The 16,439-nt window shown below is 66.4% G+C and carries 16 protein-coding genes; 4 read left to right on the top strand and 12 right to left on the bottom strand.

The genetic code is table 11. The features are described from left to right. Positions 1-188: 188 nt before the first annotated feature. Positions 189-1,088 carry a DMT family transporter gene (locus K408_RS0107075; RefSeq protein ID WP_024337914.1) on the top strand — a complete coding sequence of 300 codons (900 nt, stop codon included), beginning with the start codon at positions 189-191 and terminating at the stop codon, positions 1,086-1,088. Here K408_RS0107075 and K408_RS0107070 read toward each other — a convergent pair. From K408_RS0107070 to K408_RS0107060, 3 genes are all read right to left on the bottom strand, one after another. Next, complete coding sequence (locus K408_RS0107070; protein WP_024337913.1) at positions 1,085-3,325, bottom strand: CHASE3 domain-containing protein; 2,241 nt, start codon at positions 3,323-3,325, stop codon at positions 1,085-1,087. The genes K408_RS0107075 and K408_RS0107070 overlap by 4 nt on opposite strands. Beyond that, positions 3,322-3,744, bottom strand: a complete 423-nt coding sequence (locus K408_RS0107065; protein ID WP_024337912.1) for a response regulator — start codon at positions 3,742-3,744, stop codon at positions 3,322-3,324. The genes K408_RS0107070 and K408_RS0107065 overlap by 4 nt, the downstream gene beginning before the upstream one ends. A gap of 244 nt (positions 3,745-3,988) precedes the next feature. After that, on the bottom strand, positions 3,989-4,663 hold the full coding sequence (locus tag K408_RS0107060) for a BA14K family protein (protein WP_024337911.1): 675 nt from the start codon (positions 4,661-4,663) through the stop codon (positions 3,989-3,991). A 229-nt stretch (positions 4,664-4,892) separates the two neighbouring features. On the opposite strand from K408_RS0107060, the gene K408_RS0107055 reads away from it, so the two are divergent. Further along, on the top strand, positions 4,893-5,300 hold the full coding sequence (locus tag K408_RS0107055) for an NADH:ubiquinone oxidoreductase subunit NDUFA12 (protein ID WP_024337910.1): 408 nt from the start codon (positions 4,893-4,895) through the stop codon (positions 5,298-5,300). A 400-nt stretch (positions 5,301-5,700) separates the two neighbouring features. Here the strand turns inward: K408_RS0107055 and K408_RS0107050 are convergent, their stop codons facing one another. Next, a complete protein-coding gene (locus tag K408_RS0107050) occupies positions 5,701-6,387 on the bottom strand; it encodes a DJ-1/PfpI family protein (protein WP_024337909.1) in 687 nt (228 codons plus the stop codon). 96 nt (positions 6,388-6,483) lie between these two features. On the opposite strand from K408_RS0107050, the gene K408_RS0107045 reads away from it, so the two are divergent. After that, a complete protein-coding gene (locus K408_RS0107045; RefSeq protein WP_024337908.1) occupies positions 6,484-7,422 on the top strand; it encodes a GlxA family transcriptional regulator in 939 nt (312 codons plus the stop codon). Between the two features lie 76 nt (positions 7,423-7,498). On the opposite strand, the gene K408_RS0107040 is transcribed toward K408_RS0107045, so the two are convergent. The 3 genes from K408_RS0107040 to K408_RS0107030 form a co-directional block, all read right to left on the bottom strand. Further along, the gene (locus K408_RS0107040; protein ID WP_024337907.1) at positions 7,499-7,753 is read right to left on the bottom strand and encodes a PepSY domain-containing protein; all 255 of its coding nucleotides are present in this window, start codon (positions 7,751-7,753) and stop codon (positions 7,499-7,501) included. A gap of 26 nt (positions 7,754-7,779) precedes the next feature. Then, positions 7,780-8,838 (bottom strand): bile acid:sodium symporter family protein, encoded by a 1,059-nt coding sequence (locus K408_RS37700; RefSeq protein ID WP_024337906.1) that lies wholly within the window; start codon positions 8,836-8,838, stop codon positions 7,780-7,782. Between the two features lie 120 nt (positions 8,839-8,958). Next, a complete protein-coding gene (locus K408_RS0107030) occupies positions 8,959-9,906 on the bottom strand; it encodes a LipP1 family hormone-sensitive lipase (RefSeq protein ID WP_024337905.1) in 948 nt (315 codons plus the stop codon). Between the two features lie 202 nt (positions 9,907-10,108). On the opposite strand from K408_RS0107030, the gene K408_RS0107025 reads away from it, so the two are divergent. Then, entirely contained in the window at positions 10,109-11,128 is a 1,020-nt protein-coding gene (locus K408_RS0107025; protein ID WP_024337904.1) for a DUF2155 domain-containing protein, read from the top strand. A gap of 13 nt (positions 11,129-11,141) precedes the next feature. Here the strand turns inward: K408_RS0107025 and aat are convergent, their stop codons facing one another. The 5 genes from aat to accC form a co-directional block, all read right to left on the bottom strand. After that, entirely contained in the window at positions 11,142-11,822 is a 681-nt protein-coding gene (gene aat, locus K408_RS0107020; protein ID WP_024337903.1) for a leucyl/phenylalanyl-tRNA--protein transferase, read from the bottom strand. A 58-nt stretch (positions 11,823-11,880) separates the two neighbouring features. After that, positions 11,881-12,996: a sensor histidine kinase gene (locus K408_RS0107015; protein WP_024337902.1), complete on the bottom strand. Its 1,116-nt coding sequence runs from the start codon at positions 12,994-12,996 to the stop codon at positions 11,881-11,883. Continuing rightward, positions 12,993-13,433 carry a response regulator gene (locus K408_RS0107010; RefSeq protein WP_024337901.1) on the bottom strand — a complete coding sequence of 147 codons (441 nt, stop codon included), beginning with the start codon at positions 13,431-13,433 and terminating at the stop codon, positions 12,993-12,995. Before K408_RS0107010 ends, K408_RS0107015 begins: the two co-directional genes overlap by 4 nt. Further along, positions 13,430-14,956: a sensor histidine kinase gene (locus tag K408_RS0107005; RefSeq protein ID WP_024337900.1), complete on the bottom strand. Its 1,527-nt coding sequence runs from the start codon at positions 14,954-14,956 to the stop codon at positions 13,430-13,432. Before K408_RS0107005 ends, K408_RS0107010 begins: the two co-directional genes overlap by 4 nt. A 100-nt stretch (positions 14,957-15,056) precedes the next feature. Next, positions 15,057-16,415: an acetyl-CoA carboxylase biotin carboxylase subunit gene (gene accC, locus K408_RS0107000; protein ID WP_024337899.1), complete on the bottom strand. Its 1,359-nt coding sequence runs from the start codon at positions 16,413-16,415 to the stop codon at positions 15,057-15,059. Positions 16,416-16,439: the final 24 nt, after the last annotated feature.

The raw sequence follows: 16,439 nt of genomic DNA, 5'->3' as shown, positions 1-16,439 counted from the left end.
ATTTGCGTCTCGGGGTGATGCGGGCCTTCATCCCGCTGTTCACAGGCCAGGTATATTTTTGGCGATTGGGATTGCGTCTGCGGGACTCACGTTGCCCTACGGAAGGCGAGGGCAGGCATGCCCGCTAGGGCGGTGGTTCGGCCGGCGAATCCGGGCCAAGCTGCTGTCAGATTTGCCGGACTGCCCTCATGCATGATTCGACTCGCCGGGATGCGCGGCCGCGTATCGCCCCGGCCGGCCTGATGTTCCTCGCGATCACCTCGATCGGCTGGGGCTTCAACTGGCCCGTGACCAAGTTCCTGCTCGCGGAGCTGCCGCCGCTGACCCTGCGCGGGGTCACGGGCGTGCTCGGCGCGGTGCTGCTGGCGCTGTTCGCGGTGATGCGGCGGCAGAGCCTGCGCGTTCCGGGCGCGATCTGGCCGCGCCTGCTCACCGCCGCCGCGCTCAACGTCACCGGCTGGATGGTGCTGATGGGGCTGGCGCTGCTCTGGCTGCCGGCGAGCGAGGCGGCGCTGATCGCCTACACGATGCCGGTCTGGGCCTCGATCATCGCCTGGCCGGTGCTGGGCGAGCGGCCGACGGTCTTGCGCACGCTGGGGCTGGTGCTGGCCTTCGCGGGGCTCGCCTCGATCATGGGCGGCAACGGGATCGCCGCCAGCGCGGAGAAAGCGCCTGGAATCATCATGGTGCTCGTCGGCGCGTTTGGCTTCGCGTTGGGCACGGTGCTCTCGAAGAAGTACCCGATCCACCTGCCGCCGATCACGGCCGCGGCCTGGCAGATCGGGATCGGGTGCCTGCCGATCTCGATCGTCGGCCTGCTGGTCGAGACCACGGATCTGGGCAAGGTGACGCCGCTCGGCTGGTGGCTGCTGGTCTATTCGACCGTGGTGCAGTTCTGCATCGCTTATGTCAGCTGGTTCGCAGCGCTGGCGCGGCTGCCGGCCTCCGTCGCCGCGATCGGGACCATGGCGGTGCCTGTGATCGGCGTCGTGGCGTCGGCGGTCGCGCTCGGCGAGCCGCTCGGGGCAGGGCAGATCGCCGCGCTGGTCTTCACGCTGGCGGCGGTGGTGCTGGCGACGCGCGGCTAGTTGCCCAGCGCCTTGCGGATCATCTCGGCGAGCTGGTTGCGGCGGTAGGGCTTGGTCAGCAGCATCACGCCGTCGTCGAGCTTGCCGTGATGGACGATGGCGTTGTCGGTGTAGCCGGAGGTGTAGAGCACCTTCACGCCCGGCCGGCGCCTGGCCACTTCTTCGGCCAGCTCGCGTCCGCTCATGCCGCCGGGAATGACGACGTCGGTGAACAACAGGTCGAACGCCTGGCCCGCGTCGATCAGGTCCAGCGCGGATCTGCCGTCCGGCACGGCCACGGTCTTGTAGCCCAGGCTCTGCAGCTGCGTGGTGACGAAATTGCGCACGAGATTGTCGTCCTCGACCACGAAGATGGTCTCGGCGCCGCCCTCGGCGGCAGGGGTGACGGGCGCGGCCGCGTCCGCCGCACCTTCGCCCGGCGGCAGATAGAGCTTGATCGTGGTGCCGTGGCCTTCCTCGCTGTAGATCTTGATGTGGCCGCCGGACTGCTTGACGAAGCCGTAGACCATGGAGAGGCCGAGGCCGGATCCCTTGCCGACCTCCTTGGTGGTGAAGAACGGCTCGAACGCCTTCTGCTGCACCTCGGGCGGCATGCCGGTGCCGGTGTCGCTGACCGCGAGCATCACGTAGGGGCCGGGCGTCACGTCCGCATTGGCCTGCGCATAGGCCTCGTCCAGCACGACGCGGTGCGTCTCCAGCAATAGCTTGCCGCCGTTCGGCATGGCGTCGCGGGCGTTGATCGCCATGTTGAGCACCGCGTTGGTGAGCCTGGACGGATCGATGTGCGTCTTCATCGTCCCCTGTTCCAGCACGGTCTCGATCTGGATCTGCTCGCCCAGGGTGGGGCGCAGGAGCTTGGCGATATCCGCGATCGCGGCGTTGATCTCGACGTTGCGCGGCTCGAGCGGCTGCTTGCGCGCGAACGCGAGCAGATGCTGGATCAGCTCGGCGCAACGCTCGGCGGCATCGTCGATCAGCCGCGCCGTGCGCTGAAGCTCGGGCTGGTCCTTCAGGCCCTCCACCAGCGTCTCGGTGTTGCCGGAGATCACGGTCAGCATGTTGTTGAAGTCGTGCGCGACGCCGCCGGTCAGCTTGCCGACCGCATCCAGCTTCTGCGACTGGTGCAGCTGCCGCTCGGTCTCGCGCGAGGTCGTCGCATCGTGATAGACCAGCACCGCGCCGGAGACGTTGCCTTGCCCGTCCCGCATCGGTCGGCCGCTGATCATGAGATGGCGGGTGGGATTGCCGCTGTGCGGGCGGACGATCATCTCCAGCTCTTCGAAGTGCTCGCCGCGCAGCACGCGCGCCGATGGCAGTTCGTCGGTCTTGAGCGGCGTGACGCCGTCGCCGTGAAACACGTCGGACAGCGCGCGCAGATTGCTCACGTTCATGCCGGTGCGATGCAGCAGCATGCGCTCGGCCGCCGGATTGGAGAGGAGCACGGTGCCCTCGGCGTCTATGACGAGCACCGCCTCCGCCATGCTGCGAAACGTGCTCTGGAGCACGTTGACCGACAGGCGGAGCTCGTCATGCGCGGTGACGAGGTGCTCGGTCCGCTCGGCCACCGCAGCCTCGAGCGCCGCCTTCGCGGCTTGCGTCTGCGCCAGCGAGCTCTGAAGCTCGCCCGTGGCGCGCCGGCTTTCGCGCAAGACCAGCGCGACGAGCAGCAGGATGAGCAGGGCGCCGGCGACGTCGATGCCGAGCAGCACGATGCCGGTGCGGCGTGAATCCTGGGTGCGCTCGGTGAGCAGGCGTTCTTCCTGGGCACCCAGACGGTCGAGATTGCCCATCACGGTGTCCATGAGGCCGCGGCCCTCGGCCTTGCTGATGAGCGCGGCAATGCCGGCCTCGTCGTTCTCGGCGCGCAGGCGCATCGCCGTGGCGGCGATCTCGATCCGGCGCAGCGCCAGCGGCTCGGTGCCCTCCAGCAGCGCGACATGGTCCGGATTGTCGCGCACGTCGCGCTTGAGCTCGGCGAGGGCAGGCGCGATCCTGGCCTGCACTGTCCGGAACTCATCGTTGAAGCCCGGCGTGCGATAAAGCTCAAAGCCGCGCGCGGCGCTCTCGGCGCGGCGCAACAGCACGCGCAGATCGGAAATCTTCTTCTGCACCTGGATCGTATGATTGACCCGTGCCGCGTCGGACCGCGACTTGACGTCGAGAGCGATCGAGGCCGCGGTGATGATCAGGAGGATGGCAAGTCCGGCACCCAGAATGACGCGCTGCGTTGGAATCAAGGGGCTTCTTTCTTGTCCTTCGGCTGCGCGCTCTCGCCCGCGCCGGCGAGGCATTCCCGGATCGTCGTCAGCAGCGCTTCCGGCGTGAACGGCTTGCGCAGGCAGCGCGTTGCGCCGAGTTCCAGGGCCATGCGCAGGAAATCGGGAGAAGGCGAGGCGGACGAGGCAAAGGCGTAGCCAGACATCGCGATCAGCGGAGTGGTCGGCGCGCGCTCGTGAAAGATGCGGATGGATTCGAAGCCGCGCATATGCGGCATGAAGATGTCGACCAGCATCACGTCGAACACCTGCGATTCGAGCGCCGCCAGCCCGGTTTCGCCGCCATCGGCCAGCGTGACGTCGAAGCCCTGACGTTGGAGGAGGACCTCGATGGTCGCACCGACCATCGGATCGTCATCAACCACGAGAACACGCGGCATGACACTTCCCAGCAATCAAAGTCCCCTCTGCTTTTTGTGATATCCGCGAATCGTGGGTCGGGTCAATTTTGGATTGGATCACCGAGGATATGCACGGCGCAGTGCATAAAGGTGCATTTGCATTTCGTACGCAGCCTCGCGGGGCACGGAGCATGAGGGAACCGAAAACAGGCTACATACACCTCAACGCGAAAGAGGCGCCGCATCGCTGCGACGCCTCTCGCCTCATGCGTCGGCGATCCGCTTACGGGCAGGGATGCCGCTTGCCGTCATAGCCGAGATAGGTGCCCGAAGCCGGGTCGTAGGACTTGAAGCGCCGGGAGCAATAGGCCACGGAGTCGCCACCGCCGTCCTGCACCACCGCAACCGACGGTTCGTCATAATAGCCGTAGTAATAGGGATCATCGTAATAGCCGTAGCCGCTGCCGTAATAAGCGTACGAGCCGATTCCTCCGATTGCGGCGCCAGCCGCGAAGCCGGGCCAGAAGCCGCCGCGGCGATGATGACGGTGCCAGTGGCGGCCGCCGCCGCCATGCCAGTTGCCGCCCGTCGCAACGTGGCGAGACCCGCTATAGGACGGTGCGACTCCGGGACGGGATGCCAAACCGCCTACGAAGCTGCCGCCGCCGGGACGGGCCGCGGGGCCCGCCGCGAAATTGCCGGTGCTCGGCCGCATGCCGGCCCCACCGCCCATACCGCCGCCACCGCCTTGAAACGCGGGGCCGCCGCCCCCCATCCGCGCGCCACCGCCCCCGCCCCCGCCGATGGAGGCGCCACCACCGCCGATGGATGCGCCGCCACCGCCACCGCCGCCACCGCGAGCGCCGCCGGGGCTCAGCCCCTGCGCAAAGCTCGGAGAGGTCATGGGTAGAACGAGAGCCAGCGCTGCGGCAGCACTCAAAACTTTCAAAGTGTTCATGGTTTAACTCCTTTCCCGCAAGCAAACACCATGAGTGGGCAGGAGTTCCTGGGACCATGCCAGTTTGCGCGGGAATTGAGCCTCGCGCGCAGCCGCTGTACCCGGCATGAACGGATCGCGTCCGATTTGCGGCAATACCTGTCGCAGCGGCACATCGTGAGCCCTGTCGAACTGGACATTTCGTCGCCCGGATGGCATCAGGACCCCACGAAAGCAGGGCCCTTGCCGCATGAAACAGTTCTTCCTCAAGTTCTTCACCTGGTGGAATGGCCAGACCTTCGGCACCCAACTCTGGACCAGGCGGTACGGAGAGCTGGTCGGCGAGGACGAGCAGGGCAACCGCTACTACCGCACCCGCGGCGGAGCCATCGATCCGGCGCTCGGTTTCGAGCGGCGCTGGGTGATTTACAACGGCTACGCGGAAGCGAGCCGGATTCCGCCGTCGTGGCACGGCTGGATTCATCACGTCGTCGACATGCCGCCGACTGAGATCAACTATCAGCCGCGCGAGTGGGAAAAGCCGCACCAGCCGAATCTCACCGGCACGGCGAAGGCCTATCGTCCTTCCGGCTCGACGCTTGCCAGCGGCCGGCGCCCGAAGGCAACCGGCGACTACCAGCCCTGGACGCCCGGTTAGCTTTCAGCCACCCGCAAACCGCCATCGTGCCTAAGCGGATGCACATGCATCCGCGCCATGCCGCTGTGGACAATGGGAACAGCGGGGATGCCGCTTGCGCCGGCGTTGCTTTGACGCGGGCGATGGAGCTCAATGATCCCATCTTGCGGAGATGGGAGACCATCGCGTTCGGTTCGGGCAACAGCTCGCGACTGTCCCGAGATGCAGCGGCCGCCGACGAAGGACTCGACCGGGAGATAGGCCCCCGGTCTTGAAGCTCCGAAATCGCCCGATGTGAATGTGCAGCCGCCGTGAGACAGGAAAGGCCGCTTGGGAAACCGAGCGGCCTTTTTCTTTTTGGACCTGCATGCTCGTTCCCCAACGTTGCACGCTGCACCGCATGCCAGACACGAGAGCGAGTCTACATCACGCGCTCGGCAGCCCGCTTGACCGCCTCGAGTCGCCGCGCCTGGTTCTGCGCGCCGCGCGCTCCGAGCAACGCCATCACCTCGGCGGGTGCGGTGTCGGGCGAACCCGAATTGAATGGCGGGGCTGGATTGTATTCCATCTGGAGCTGGATCGCTTCCGCCATGGTGCGATTGACCATGATCGACACCAGCGTCAGCGCGAAATCGATCCCGGCGGTGACGCCGCCGCCAGTGATGCGATCGCGGTCGATGCAGACGCGTGTCTTCGTCGGCGTCGCGCCGAACTCGGCGAGCATGTCCATTGCGCTCCAATGGGTGGCGGCGCGGTATCCCTTCAAGAGGCCGGCGGCGCCGAGCGCCAGCGATCCCGTGCACACCGAGGTGACGTATTTGGCGCCATCAGCCTGCCGGCGCAGGAAATCGAGCACTTCCTCATCGTTGAGCAGGTCGTTGGTGCCGTGGCCGCCGGGCACACAGATCACGTCGAGTTGGGGGCAATCCGCAAAGGTCGTGGTCGGCGTCAGCGTCATCACGGAGTCGCTCGGCACCGGTTCAATCCGCTTCCAGATCAGGTGCAGTTTTGCGTCGGGAACCATGGCGAACACCTGCAAGGGACCAGTGAAATCGAGCTGGGTGACGCGCGGAAACACCAGGAGGCCAATCTGAAGCGGGGACGACATCGACAGGGTCCTTCAATTGCGAGCTTGACGCGGGCAGGATGGCATGGTGCCGTTCTGTCCGGAATGGCGTAATTCCCTCACTTTCGGACATCACCGATGATCGGCATCCTGATCTTCCCCGACTTCCAGCTGCTCGATGCGGCAGGCCCGATCTCGGCATTCGAGATCGCAGCGCGCTGCATCGGCAAGGCGCCTCTCCTTCGCGTGCTGGCGGCGAAGCCCGGACTCGTGCGCAGTTCGTCCGGAGTCGAGATGATGGCGCGTGACCTCAAGTCGGCCAGCACGATCACGACGCTGGTCGTTGCGGGCGGGACCGGGGTGGCCGATGCCGCGCGCTGCGACGCCACGCGCGCTTTCGTGCAACGGCTCGCAAGGCGCGGCGTACGCGTCGCGAGCGTCTGCTCGGGCGCCTACGTGCTGGCCGAAGCAGGCCTGCTCGACGGGCGCCGCGCCACCACGCATTGGGGGCGCACGCGCGATTTCGTCTCGCGCTTTCCCAAGGTGAAGTTCGAGCCGGACCAGATCTTTACCCGCGACGGCAATGTGTGGACCTCGGCGGGAATTACCGCAGGCATAGACCTCGCGCTCGCAATGATCACTGAGGACCACGGCGAGGAGATCGCACGACAGACCGCGCGCCAGCTCGTGCTGTACCACCGCCGCAGCGGAGGCCAGTCGCAATTTTCGTCGCTCCTGGAGCTGAAGACGCCGAGCGGGCGCTTCGGCCCGCTATTGTCCTGGGCGCGCGAAAACCTCGATGCGCCTTTGACGGTGGAAGATCTCGCCGACCGCGCCGGCATGAGCGCGCGGCACTTCGCCCGCGCCTTTGCCGCCGAGACCGGCACGACACCATCCAAGGCGGTCGAGCGATTGCGGCTCGAAGCCGCCCGGGAGCGCGTCCAGTCCTCACGCGAGGCGATCGAGCGCGTTGCGGAAACGACCGGCTTCCGCGATCCCGAGCGCATGCGGCGCGCCTTCATCCGCGCCTTCGGGCAGCCGCCGCAGGCGCTGCGGCGCGCGGCGCGCGCGGGCTAGCAGCCCTGTACTCCTGAACTGGCGCTCCGTGCGGAATGGCCAGGCCTGCTTCGCTCAGGAGCGGGCTAGGCGATGGTCACTTATCGGGCTTTTCGCGCACGATGGCGCCGGTCTTGGGATCGGCGTGGAATTCCATTTTCTGGCCGTTCTTGACGCCTTCGCCTTCCCACTGGCCGTCGTCGGCTTCAAGCTTGGTGACCTGTGAATAGCCGGACTCCATGACCTTGGATTTCACCTGCTCCATCGGCATCCAGTCAGGTCCGGGTTGATCGGCCCTCGCTGCCGAGCCCATGGCGAGCGAGCCGAGAACCAGAATCATGGCAAACTTCATCGCGAACCTCCTTGCGGTGAGAGGCTTCAACCGGGGTCCTGAACTGATGTTCCTCCCCTGCGTCGGTGCGACGCGAACGAGCGAGCGTCAGCCTTGGTCGTCCCGTTGAGCGCGTCTACGTCCGCAGTCAGTCGCCTTGCGATCGGCATCAGCATGTACGGCGCAAGGTGGATCGGGAACTGTGTCATCGCGAAATAAAGCCAGGTGCTAGGCGGCAATGCGCCGGCCGTCGCCGCCAGCATCAATCCGAGATTGCGCTGTGAGACCATCAGCCCGAGCGCCAGCGCGCGCTCATACCCAATGCGGCGGAACAGCAGCGCGGTGACGGCGAGCAGGGTGAAATAGATCGCGAAGGACAGCAGCGCGAGGCCGATGGTGAACAGCGGCTGGCTTACCAAGGCGCCGGCGACGTCGCCCATCACCGCGGAGGCGAACACAAAGAGGATGATGATGTTGAAGCCGTCGATCGGCCGCTTCGCGCGCTGAATCGCCTCCGCGCCAAAGACCCAGCGGGTGACGGTCGCGGCCAGCAGCGATGCGGCGAGGATGCCGAGGAGCTTGAGGCCGAGCGTCAGCGGCGAGATGCTGAGCATTCCGTCGAGAAACAGGGCTGCAAACAGTGAAGCGGTGAAGGGAACGAGCGCAGTCGATGTCACCAGCGTGACCAGCACCAAGGTGGCATCGAGCCCCATCAGCGCGGCGAGTGCCGGCGAGGCCATCATCGGCGAGGCCATGCCCTGGAGCATCAGCGCAAGAGCAAGGCCGGGGGAGTGGCTCGTCAGTCCCATTGCATGGGTGATCAGCCCGACGATCAGCGGAACACCGATCATCGTCCAGGCCGTAGCCGTTACGACCAGCGCCGGCCTGCGGAGATGGCCGTGCAGCGCGGCGAAATCGACGCGCATGAAGGAGATGCAGAGCAGAAGGACAATCGCCTCGGTGACGTAAGGGCGCAGCAACGCCCCAAGTGGCGGCACCGCGACTGCGATGAACGCGACGGCGGCCACCGCACGGGTGCCCTGGCCGCCGAGCCATGTCAGGCCGCGCAGGGGAAGAGCGAAGATGGATTGGAGAAAGGAAGTCATCTTGAGTGTGGCATCAGTCCAACCCGTAGCCCGAATGAGCGCGGCGATATCCGGAAGAAGCTATTGCCGCGGTAAGAGCGGTCCCGCAGGTTGCTGCGCTCATGTGGGAGGGGACTGCTGTCAGCCCAATCCTTTCAGCCAGGCGCCGATCTCGCCGACAGCAACATTGGCCTTTGCCAGCAGCTTGCCCATCGTGAAGAAGCCGTGGAATTGGCCGGGATAGTGCTTGGTCGTCACGGGCACGCCGGCCTGCCTGAGGCGGTCGGCGTATTCGTCGCCTTCGTCACGCAGGGGATCGGCACCGGCGGTCAGCACATAGGCCGGCGGCAGGCCGGCGAGGCTTTGCGCGCGCGCCGGCGAGGCGCGCCAGTCGTGGATGTCGGCCGCGCTGTTGAGATAGTGATCGCGGAACCAGCGGATCACCGAGTGGGTCAGGAGCACGCTGGTCTCGGGCTCGCTGTGGGAGCCGTGCGTCATGGCGAAATCGGTCGCCGGATAGATCAACACCTGGCCTGCGAGCGCAGGGCCGCCGGCATCGCGCGCCGCGAGTGCCACGACCGCGGTGAGATTGCCGCCGGCGCTGTCGCCGCCGATCGAGAGGCGCGAGGCGTCGATGCCGAGCTCGCGCGCGTTCCCAGCGACCCATTGCGTTGCGGCGACGGCGTCCTCTGCGGCAGCGGGAAATTTGTGCTCGGGCGCAAGCCGATAGTCGATCGAGATCACGATCAGCGCACCTTCGACCGCAAGCTGGCGGCAGACGACATCGTGAGAGTCGAGGTCGCCGATCACCCAGCCGCCGCCATGGAAGAATACCAGCGCCGGCGACAGGCCGTCGCGCTGGCGCGGTTCTTTGGGCACGTAGAGGCGGGCGGGGATCACGCCGTGCGGCGCCGGGATCGCCAGCGGTGCGACGCGGGCGAGCTCCGGCGCGTCAGGGTTGGTGGCAAAGCGGGCCTGCGAATAATAGGCGCGTGCTTCCGGAGCTGTCAGCGTCTCGTAGGCAGGGCGGCCGGCCTCCTGGAATGCCTTGTAGACGGCAGCGGCATCGGGATCGAGCACAACGGGCATGAACGGGGACCTCGGGGTTTCCAGTTATCATTGGGTGTCATTTTCGGGCGACGCCCGCCCTGGCCTGGTGAGGGGCTCATGACTATCCCATCCGGCAGCTGGCCTGGCCAGACCGCGCCGGGAAGGGCAGGGATGCCGCCCTTTCCCCGCCGTATTCGGCGTGTTAACCGGAGGGCCTGCGAGCGGCGGTATCCCCTGTAGAATGTCCAACAAGCCCGATTCGCTGTTGAAGCCGCGCGAGATGTTTCGAACCTTTACCCTGACAGGCCTTGCGGCACTGCTGGCCGCCACCGCACTCACGGTCGCGACGCCGGCTCAGGCGCAGATCGGCACGATTTTCTCCGACCCGCCGCCGCTACGGCCGCCGGGCAGCATTCCGCGCGGCCAGCCGCAGCAGATCCCGGAGGACGACGAGGAGGTGCCGGAACTGCCGCCGCAGGGCCGTGTGCTGCCGTCGCGCCCGATGCCGCTGCCCCCGGGCCGCCAAGGTAACGTGATGCCGGGGCCGGTCGAGAGCCAGCCGCTGGCCCCGCCGCCGGGCTCCACCCTCGCGCCCCCGAACCAGCCGCCTTCCGCGGCGATCACCCCGTCCGGTCCGCAAGGCGTCCCCGGTCAGCGCCAGCCCCAGCAGAAGGGCGCGCCGGGCACTGTCCCGCAGACGCCGGCGAGCCTGCAGCCGGGCGACGAGGTCGTTACCGAGCCGCCGGCCCAGAAGATCGCGAACAAGAAGGCGACCTTTTCGGGCCTCGACAAGATCACCGGGCGCATCATCAATTTCGACGAGGAGATCGGCGAGACCGTCCAATTCGGTGCGCTCCGGGTCAAGACCGACGCCTGCTATACGCGTCCGGCCACGGAGGCCGCCAACACCGACGCCTTCGTCGAAGTCGACGAGATCACCTTGCAGGGCGAGGTGAAGCGCATCTTCTCGGGCTGGATGTTCGCGGCGAGCCCGGGCCTGCACGGCGTCGAGCATCCGATCTACGACATCTGGCTGACCGACTGCAAAGAGCCGCAGCAGACCATCGCGACTGCGGCACCGGACCCGGCGGCCAAGCCGGCACCTCCGCCGCCCGCACAGAAGAAGGCCGCGCCCAAGCAGGCGCAGCAGCGTCCGCCGCAGCCGCTGCCGCCGATCCAGCAGCAGCAACCGGCACCGCCGCCGCCTCCGCCGCCGGAGCAACGGCCAGGTCTGTTCGGTATCCCCGGGTTCGGGCGCTAACCCCAGCTGTCGATCATTGCCGCGAGGCGATGATCTCGAGCGCGCGTGCGCCGGGGATCGGCTCGCCGGCGGAGAGTCTCAGGAAATCGCCAGGCTCGCCCGCGAGCGCCTTGTCGAGCAGCGCGGTGTAGCGCCGCCGCGAAATCTCGACTGCGCCGAAGCTCTTCAGATGCTCGGTGACGTATTGGGTGTCGAGCAGCTCGAAGCCGCCGTAAATGAGCCGCGCGACCAGATGCACCAGCCCCACTTTCGAGGCGTCGCGCGCCGTGTGGAACATGCTCTCGCCGAAGAAGGCACGTCCCAGGCTGACGCCGTAGAGCCCCCCGACGAGATCGTCGCCCTGCCAGGCCTCGACGCTGTGGCAATGGCCGAGCTCGAAGAGGCCGCCATAGAGGTCGCGGATGCGCTTGTTGATCCAGGTGTCCTCGCGCCCGGCCTGCGGCGCGGCGCAGCCGGCGATCGTCGCCTTGAACGCAGTGTTGACGGTGACGCGAAACGAGTCGGAGCGCACCGTGCGCGCCAGCCGCGAGGCGACGCGAAATCCGTCGAGCGGGATGACGCCACGCAACTCCGGCTCGACCCAGAACAGGGTCGGATCGTCGGCGCTTTCCGCCATCGGAAAGATGCCGCAGGCATAAGCGCGCAGCAGCACGGCCGGCGTGATTTCAGACGGGGCGGAGTCGCGCGAAGTCATGCGCCATCATAGCAGGATCGCATTGCGGTTGCGATGGGTGGCGCGGCAGGGCGCGAGGTCAGCTTGCGGCGGCGGTGCTGGTCTTGCCGGGGACTGCGGGCACGCGGCCGAATTTCAGCACGATCCGGGTTCCGGAATGCGCGGGATCGCGTTCGACCGTGGCGTCGAGCTTGGAAGCCATGGCCGCGACGATGCGCTGACCCATGCCGGTGGAACGCGGATCGGCCTTGACGTTGTCGCCCACGCCGTCGTCGGAGATCGAGAGCTGGAGATCGTCGCCCCGCGAGATCAGCTCGACATGGATGGGGCCGGCGCCGTCCGGATAGGCGTACTTGACCGCGTTCATCACCAGCTCGTTGACGATGATGCCGACGGCGACCGCGCGATCCGGATCGATCTCGATCGGCTCGGCCTTCAACGTCAGGCGCGACATCCGGTTGCCCTCGGCGGAGCGGCGGAGATCCTCGAGCAGCGAGTCCAGATACTGGTTCAGGACCACGCTCTTCAGGTCCTGCGAGGTGTAGAGGCGGCGGTGCACTTGCGCGACGGCGGCAACGCGGCCCATCGCATTGGTCAGCGCCGCCTTGACCTCGTCCTGCGCGGCGGAGCTTGCCTGAAGGTGCAGCAACGAGGCGATGATCTGAAGCGAGTTGCCGACGCGGTGGTTGACCTCGCGCAGCAGAAGCTCGCGTTCGGCGGCAAGCGCCGCGTAGCGGTCGCGCGAGGCGTGGATCTCGGCCTCGGCTTCCTCGCGCGCCCTCTGCAATTCGGCCTGGCGCAGCGCGCCGTCGGCGGCGACATGCAGCAGCGGGATGAAATCGCCATGGACGTCCTTGACCAGATAGTCGGCCGCCCCGGCCTTCAGTGCAGTCACCGCGATGCTGGAATCCTGCGACGCCGTGACGAATACGACCGGCGGCGCGTCCGGGATCGCCATGATCTGCTCGAGCGTTTCCAGCCCGTCGAGGCCCGGCATGTACTGGTCGAGTGCCACGACATCGATGCTGTCTTCAATGCTGCCCTGGGCGCCGGCGCGGCGGATGCGCTCGAGGCCTTCCTCGCCGCTCGCGGCATGGACGACCCTGTAGCCGCGCCGCGTCAGGCCGCGATCGACCAGGCGCGCCAGCGCGTCGTCGTCATCGATGTAGAGAAGTGTCGGCGTGCTCTGGTTCATGTGGCGGCTGGCGGGACCTGGATGACCGAGAAGAACAGGCCGAGCTGCCGGATGGCATTGGCGAAATTCTCGTAGTTGACCGGTTTGGTGATGTAGACGTTGCAGCCGAGCTCGTAGCAACGCTTGATCTCCTGGGAATCGTCGGTGGTGGTCAGCACCACCACGGGCGAGGCCTTCAGATATTTGTTCTCCTTGATCTGCCTCAGGATGTCGATCCCGGTCATGTCTGGCAGATTGAGGTCCAGCAGGATCAGGAGCGCATTGCCCTTCTGCACGAGCCCGGAACCGTCGGCGCCGAACAGGTGCAGCATCGCGTCGGTGCCGTTGGCGAACGAGACGATTTCGTTGTTGACGCCCGAGCGGCGGATATTGCGCTCGATCAGGCGGGCATGGCCCTCGTCGTCCTCGATCATGATGATGGTGACAGGCTGGGTCATCGATCTGCGTTCCGGTTGTTCACATTCCAGGCGATGGGCAGGGTGATGGTGAAGGTGCTGCCCGCGTTCAGTTCCGATGATACCGACATGGTGCCGCCGAGGCGACGCACAAGTGCACGCACATGCGCAAGCCCGATGCCCTGGCCGGGCTTGTCCTGGGTTCCCGCACGGCGGAACAGGTCGAATATCCGCTGGTGATCCCTCGGATCGATCCCGCGGCCGTTGTCGCTGATCTCGAAGATAGCGTAACCGAGCTTGGTCCGCCCGCTGATTCTGATCTCGCCGGGCACGCCCGGCTTGAGATATTTGACCGCGTTGTCGATCAGATTGGAGAAGATCTGCTCGAGCGCGAGACGATCGCTCACGACGTCCGGCAGAGGCTCGAGGTGAATCTCGGCCCGGGCCTCCGCCGCCTGGTGCGCCACTGTCGAGACGATGGCCGCGATCAGCTCGCGCGTGTCGATCTTCACCGGCTGGAATTCGCGCCGGCCCTCGCGGGTGAGGTTGAGGATGGCCGAAATCAGGCGGTCCATCTTGGCGATCGACGACTTGATGAAGCCGAGCGCTTCGGAAAAATCCTCCGAGAGCTGCTTGTCGGCGCCTTCGAGCGCGATCTCACCGGGCCCTGCGGGCGCCGGCGGCGTCCCATCCCCACGAGCGCGGGCGAGGCTGCTGATACGGCGGAAGATGTCGCCGCCGAGCTCCTCGAGCTCGCTGGTGAAGCCCATGATGTTGACGAGCGGCGAGCGCAGGTCGTGGCTGACGATATAGGCAAAGCGCTGGATCTCGTTGTTGGCTTCGCGCAGGTCGGCAGTGCGCTCGTCGACCACGGCCTCCAGATTGACATTGGCATCGCGCAAGCGTGCTTCGGCCTCGTCACGGGCGAGCGCCGAGCGGCGCACCAGCCAAATGGAGATCAGCGCCAACACCACGACGAGCCCGGAGCCGATGCCGGTCATCGATGCGGCCAGAGTCTGGCTGCGGTCGGAGTTCACCGTTCTTAGCCGGAACAGCCGTTCCTCTTCCCGAATCATTGCCGTCGCGACTTTGGCAATCGCGGCAGTGGTATCGGTGGAGCCGACCTCGCGGACCACCGCTGCTGCCTTGTCCGGATGACCCTGACTTATGAAATCCATCTCCTGAGCGAACTGGCCGAGCCGGGTCTCGATCGCCGCGCTCAACTTCTCGATGTTCGCACGTTGTGCAGGGTTGTCGCCGGTCAGACGCGTGAGCCTGTCGAGCGCCGGGATGATTGCCGCCACGGCCTTCTCATGGTCGGCCTTGAAGTCCGTCGCTTGCGTCAGCAGGTAGCCGCGGGCGGTGCTCTCGGCACGCCGGATTTCGAGCAGCAGAGCGTTGATCTGGTTCTGCGCCTCGATCGTGTGAACCACCCATTCGGCGTCCTGCCGGGCCTTGTTGACCAAGTAGACCGAGCCGGCGCTGATCGCGGTCAGCACCAAAAGGCCCGCCGAAAACAGCAGGACCTGCCAAAACGCCCGCCGTCGCTGGGCCTCAGCCGTCACGACAGGTCACCTGTAAGTTCAGTGGAATTCAAAACGCCCCCTTGGAACTGCCCAACCGTCCAGAACGCGATTGGGCCCCAATAGTTCCTCGGGAGGAGAATTATCTCTGGGCGGGTTCCATCTTTCCGGCGAGATATTGCTCCAGCCAGTGGATGTGGTAGTCGCCGTTGATGATGTCGGCTTCACGGACCAGGGCGCGGAACAGCGGCAGCGTGGTCTCGATGCCCTCGACCACCATCTCGTCCAGCGCCCGGCGCAGCCGCATCAGGCATTCGGCGCGGGTCTTGCCATGCACGATCAGCTTGCCGACCAGGGAGTCGTAATAGGGCGGGATCGTGTAGCCCTGATAGACCGCGGAATCGATCCGGACGCCGAGGCCGCCGGGCGGATGATATTGCAGGATGCGCCCTGGTGACGGGCGGAAGGTCTGCGGGTTCTCGGCGTTGATGCGGCACTCGATCGCGTGGCCGATGACCTGGACCTCGTCCTGCCTGGCCGGCAGGTCGCCGCCCGCGGCGATGCGGATCTGCTCCAGCACGAGGTCGATGTCCGTGATGCTCTCGGTGACGGGATGCTCCACCTGGATTCGCGTGTTCATCTCGATGAAGTAGAACTCGCCGTCCTCGTACAGGAACTCGATGGTGCCGACGCCGAGATATTTCATCTCGCGCATCGCTTTGGCGCAGGTCTCGCCGATCCTGGCCCGCGCGGCGGCGGCCAATACGGGCGATGGACCTTCCTCCCAGACCTTCTGGTGCCGGCGCTGCAGCGAGCAATCGCGTTCGCCGAGATGGATCGCGCCGCCGCGGCCGTCGCCGAGGATCTGGATCTCGATGTGGCGCGGCTTCTGGAGGTATTTTTCCAGGTAGACGGAGGCATCGCCAAAGGCGGACTTGGCCTCATTGGCCGCGGTCGACAGCGCGAGCTGGAGGTCGGCCTCACTGTGCGCGACCTTCATGCCGCGGCCGCCGCCGCCGGCGGCCGCCTTGACCAGCACCGGGAAGCCGATCTCCCTGGCGATCGCCATCGCGTCGTCATTGGGACCGACAGCGCCCTCGGAGCCGGGCACCACCGGGATGCCGAGGCGCTTGGCAGTCTTCTTGGCTTCGATCTTGTCGCCCATCAGGCGGATGTGCTCGGCCTTCGGGCCGATGAAATGCAGATTGTGCTCTGTGAGGATTTCCGCAAAGCGGGCGTTCTCGGAGAGGAAGCCGTAGCCGGGATGCACTGCGTCCGCCCCGGTGATCTCGCAGGCCGCGAGCAGCGCGGGCACGTTGAGATAGCTGTCCTTGGAGGGCGGCGGCCCGATGCAGACGCTCTCGTCCGACAGGCGCACATGCATGGCATCGGCGTCGGCGGTGGAGTGCACCGCGACGGTCGCGATCCCGAGCTCCTTGCAGGCCCTGAGGATACGAAGCGCGATCTCGCCGCGATTGGCTATGAGGATCTTGTCGAACATATTGTCCTGCAGCGAATGGCGAGT

Origin of the sequence: Bradyrhizobium sp. in8p8, assembly GCF_000426845.1 — a bacterium.
GTDB classification, from domain to species: Bacteria; Pseudomonadota; Alphaproteobacteria; order Rhizobiales; family Xanthobacteraceae; genus Bradyrhizobium; species Bradyrhizobium japonicum_C.
The sequence above is the reverse complement of the archived record's forward strand: the minus strand, read 5'-3'. Positions and strand labels throughout refer to the sequence as shown.

Bases quoted from the DNA above. Each gene is read 5' to 3' on its own strand.
- K408_RS0107075 (WP_024337914.1), top strand. From the start codon at position 189: ATGCATGATTCGACTCGCCGGGATGCGCGGCCGCGTATCGCCCCGGCC.
- K408_RS0107065 (WP_024337912.1), bottom strand. From the start codon at position 3,744: ATGCCGCGTGTTCTCGTGGTTGATGACGATCCGATGGTCGGTGCGACC.
- K408_RS0107060 (WP_024337911.1), bottom strand. From the start codon at position 4,663: ATGAACACTTTGAAAGTTTTGAGTGCTGCCGCAGCGCTGGCTCTCGTT.
- K408_RS0107055 (WP_024337910.1), top strand. From the start codon at position 4,893: ATGAAACAGTTCTTCCTCAAGTTCTTCACCTGGTGGAATGGCCAGACC.
- K408_RS0107050 (WP_024337909.1), bottom strand. From the start codon at position 6,387: ATGTCGTCCCCGCTTCAGATTGGCCTCCTGGTGTTTCCGCGCGTCACC.
- K408_RS0107045 (WP_024337908.1), top strand. From the start codon at position 6,484: ATGATCGGCATCCTGATCTTCCCCGACTTCCAGCTGCTCGATGCGGCA.
- K408_RS0107040 (WP_024337907.1), bottom strand. From the start codon at position 7,753: ATGAAGTTTGCCATGATTCTGGTTCTCGGCTCGCTCGCCATGGGCTCG.
- K408_RS37700 (WP_024337906.1), bottom strand. From the start codon at position 8,838: ATGACTTCCTTTCTCCAATCCATCTTCGCTCTTCCCCTGCGCGGCCTG.
- K408_RS0107030 (WP_024337905.1), bottom strand. From the start codon at position 9,906: ATGCCCGTTGTGCTCGATCCCGATGCCGCTGCCGTCTACAAGGCATTC.
- K408_RS0107025 (WP_024337904.1), top strand. From the start codon at position 10,109: ATGTCCAACAAGCCCGATTCGCTGTTGAAGCCGCGCGAGATGTTTCGA.
- aat (WP_024337903.1), bottom strand. From the start codon at position 11,822: ATGACTTCGCGCGACTCCGCCCCGTCTGAAATCACGCCGGCCGTGCTG.
- K408_RS0107015 (WP_024337902.1), bottom strand. From the start codon at position 12,996: ATGAACCAGAGCACGCCGACACTTCTCTACATCGATGACGACGACGCG.
- K408_RS0107010 (WP_024337901.1), bottom strand. From the start codon at position 13,433: ATGACCCAGCCTGTCACCATCATCATGATCGAGGACGACGAGGGCCAT.
- accC (WP_024337899.1), bottom strand. From the start codon at position 16,415: ATGTTCGACAAGATCCTCATAGCCAATCGCGGCGAGATCGCGCTTCGT.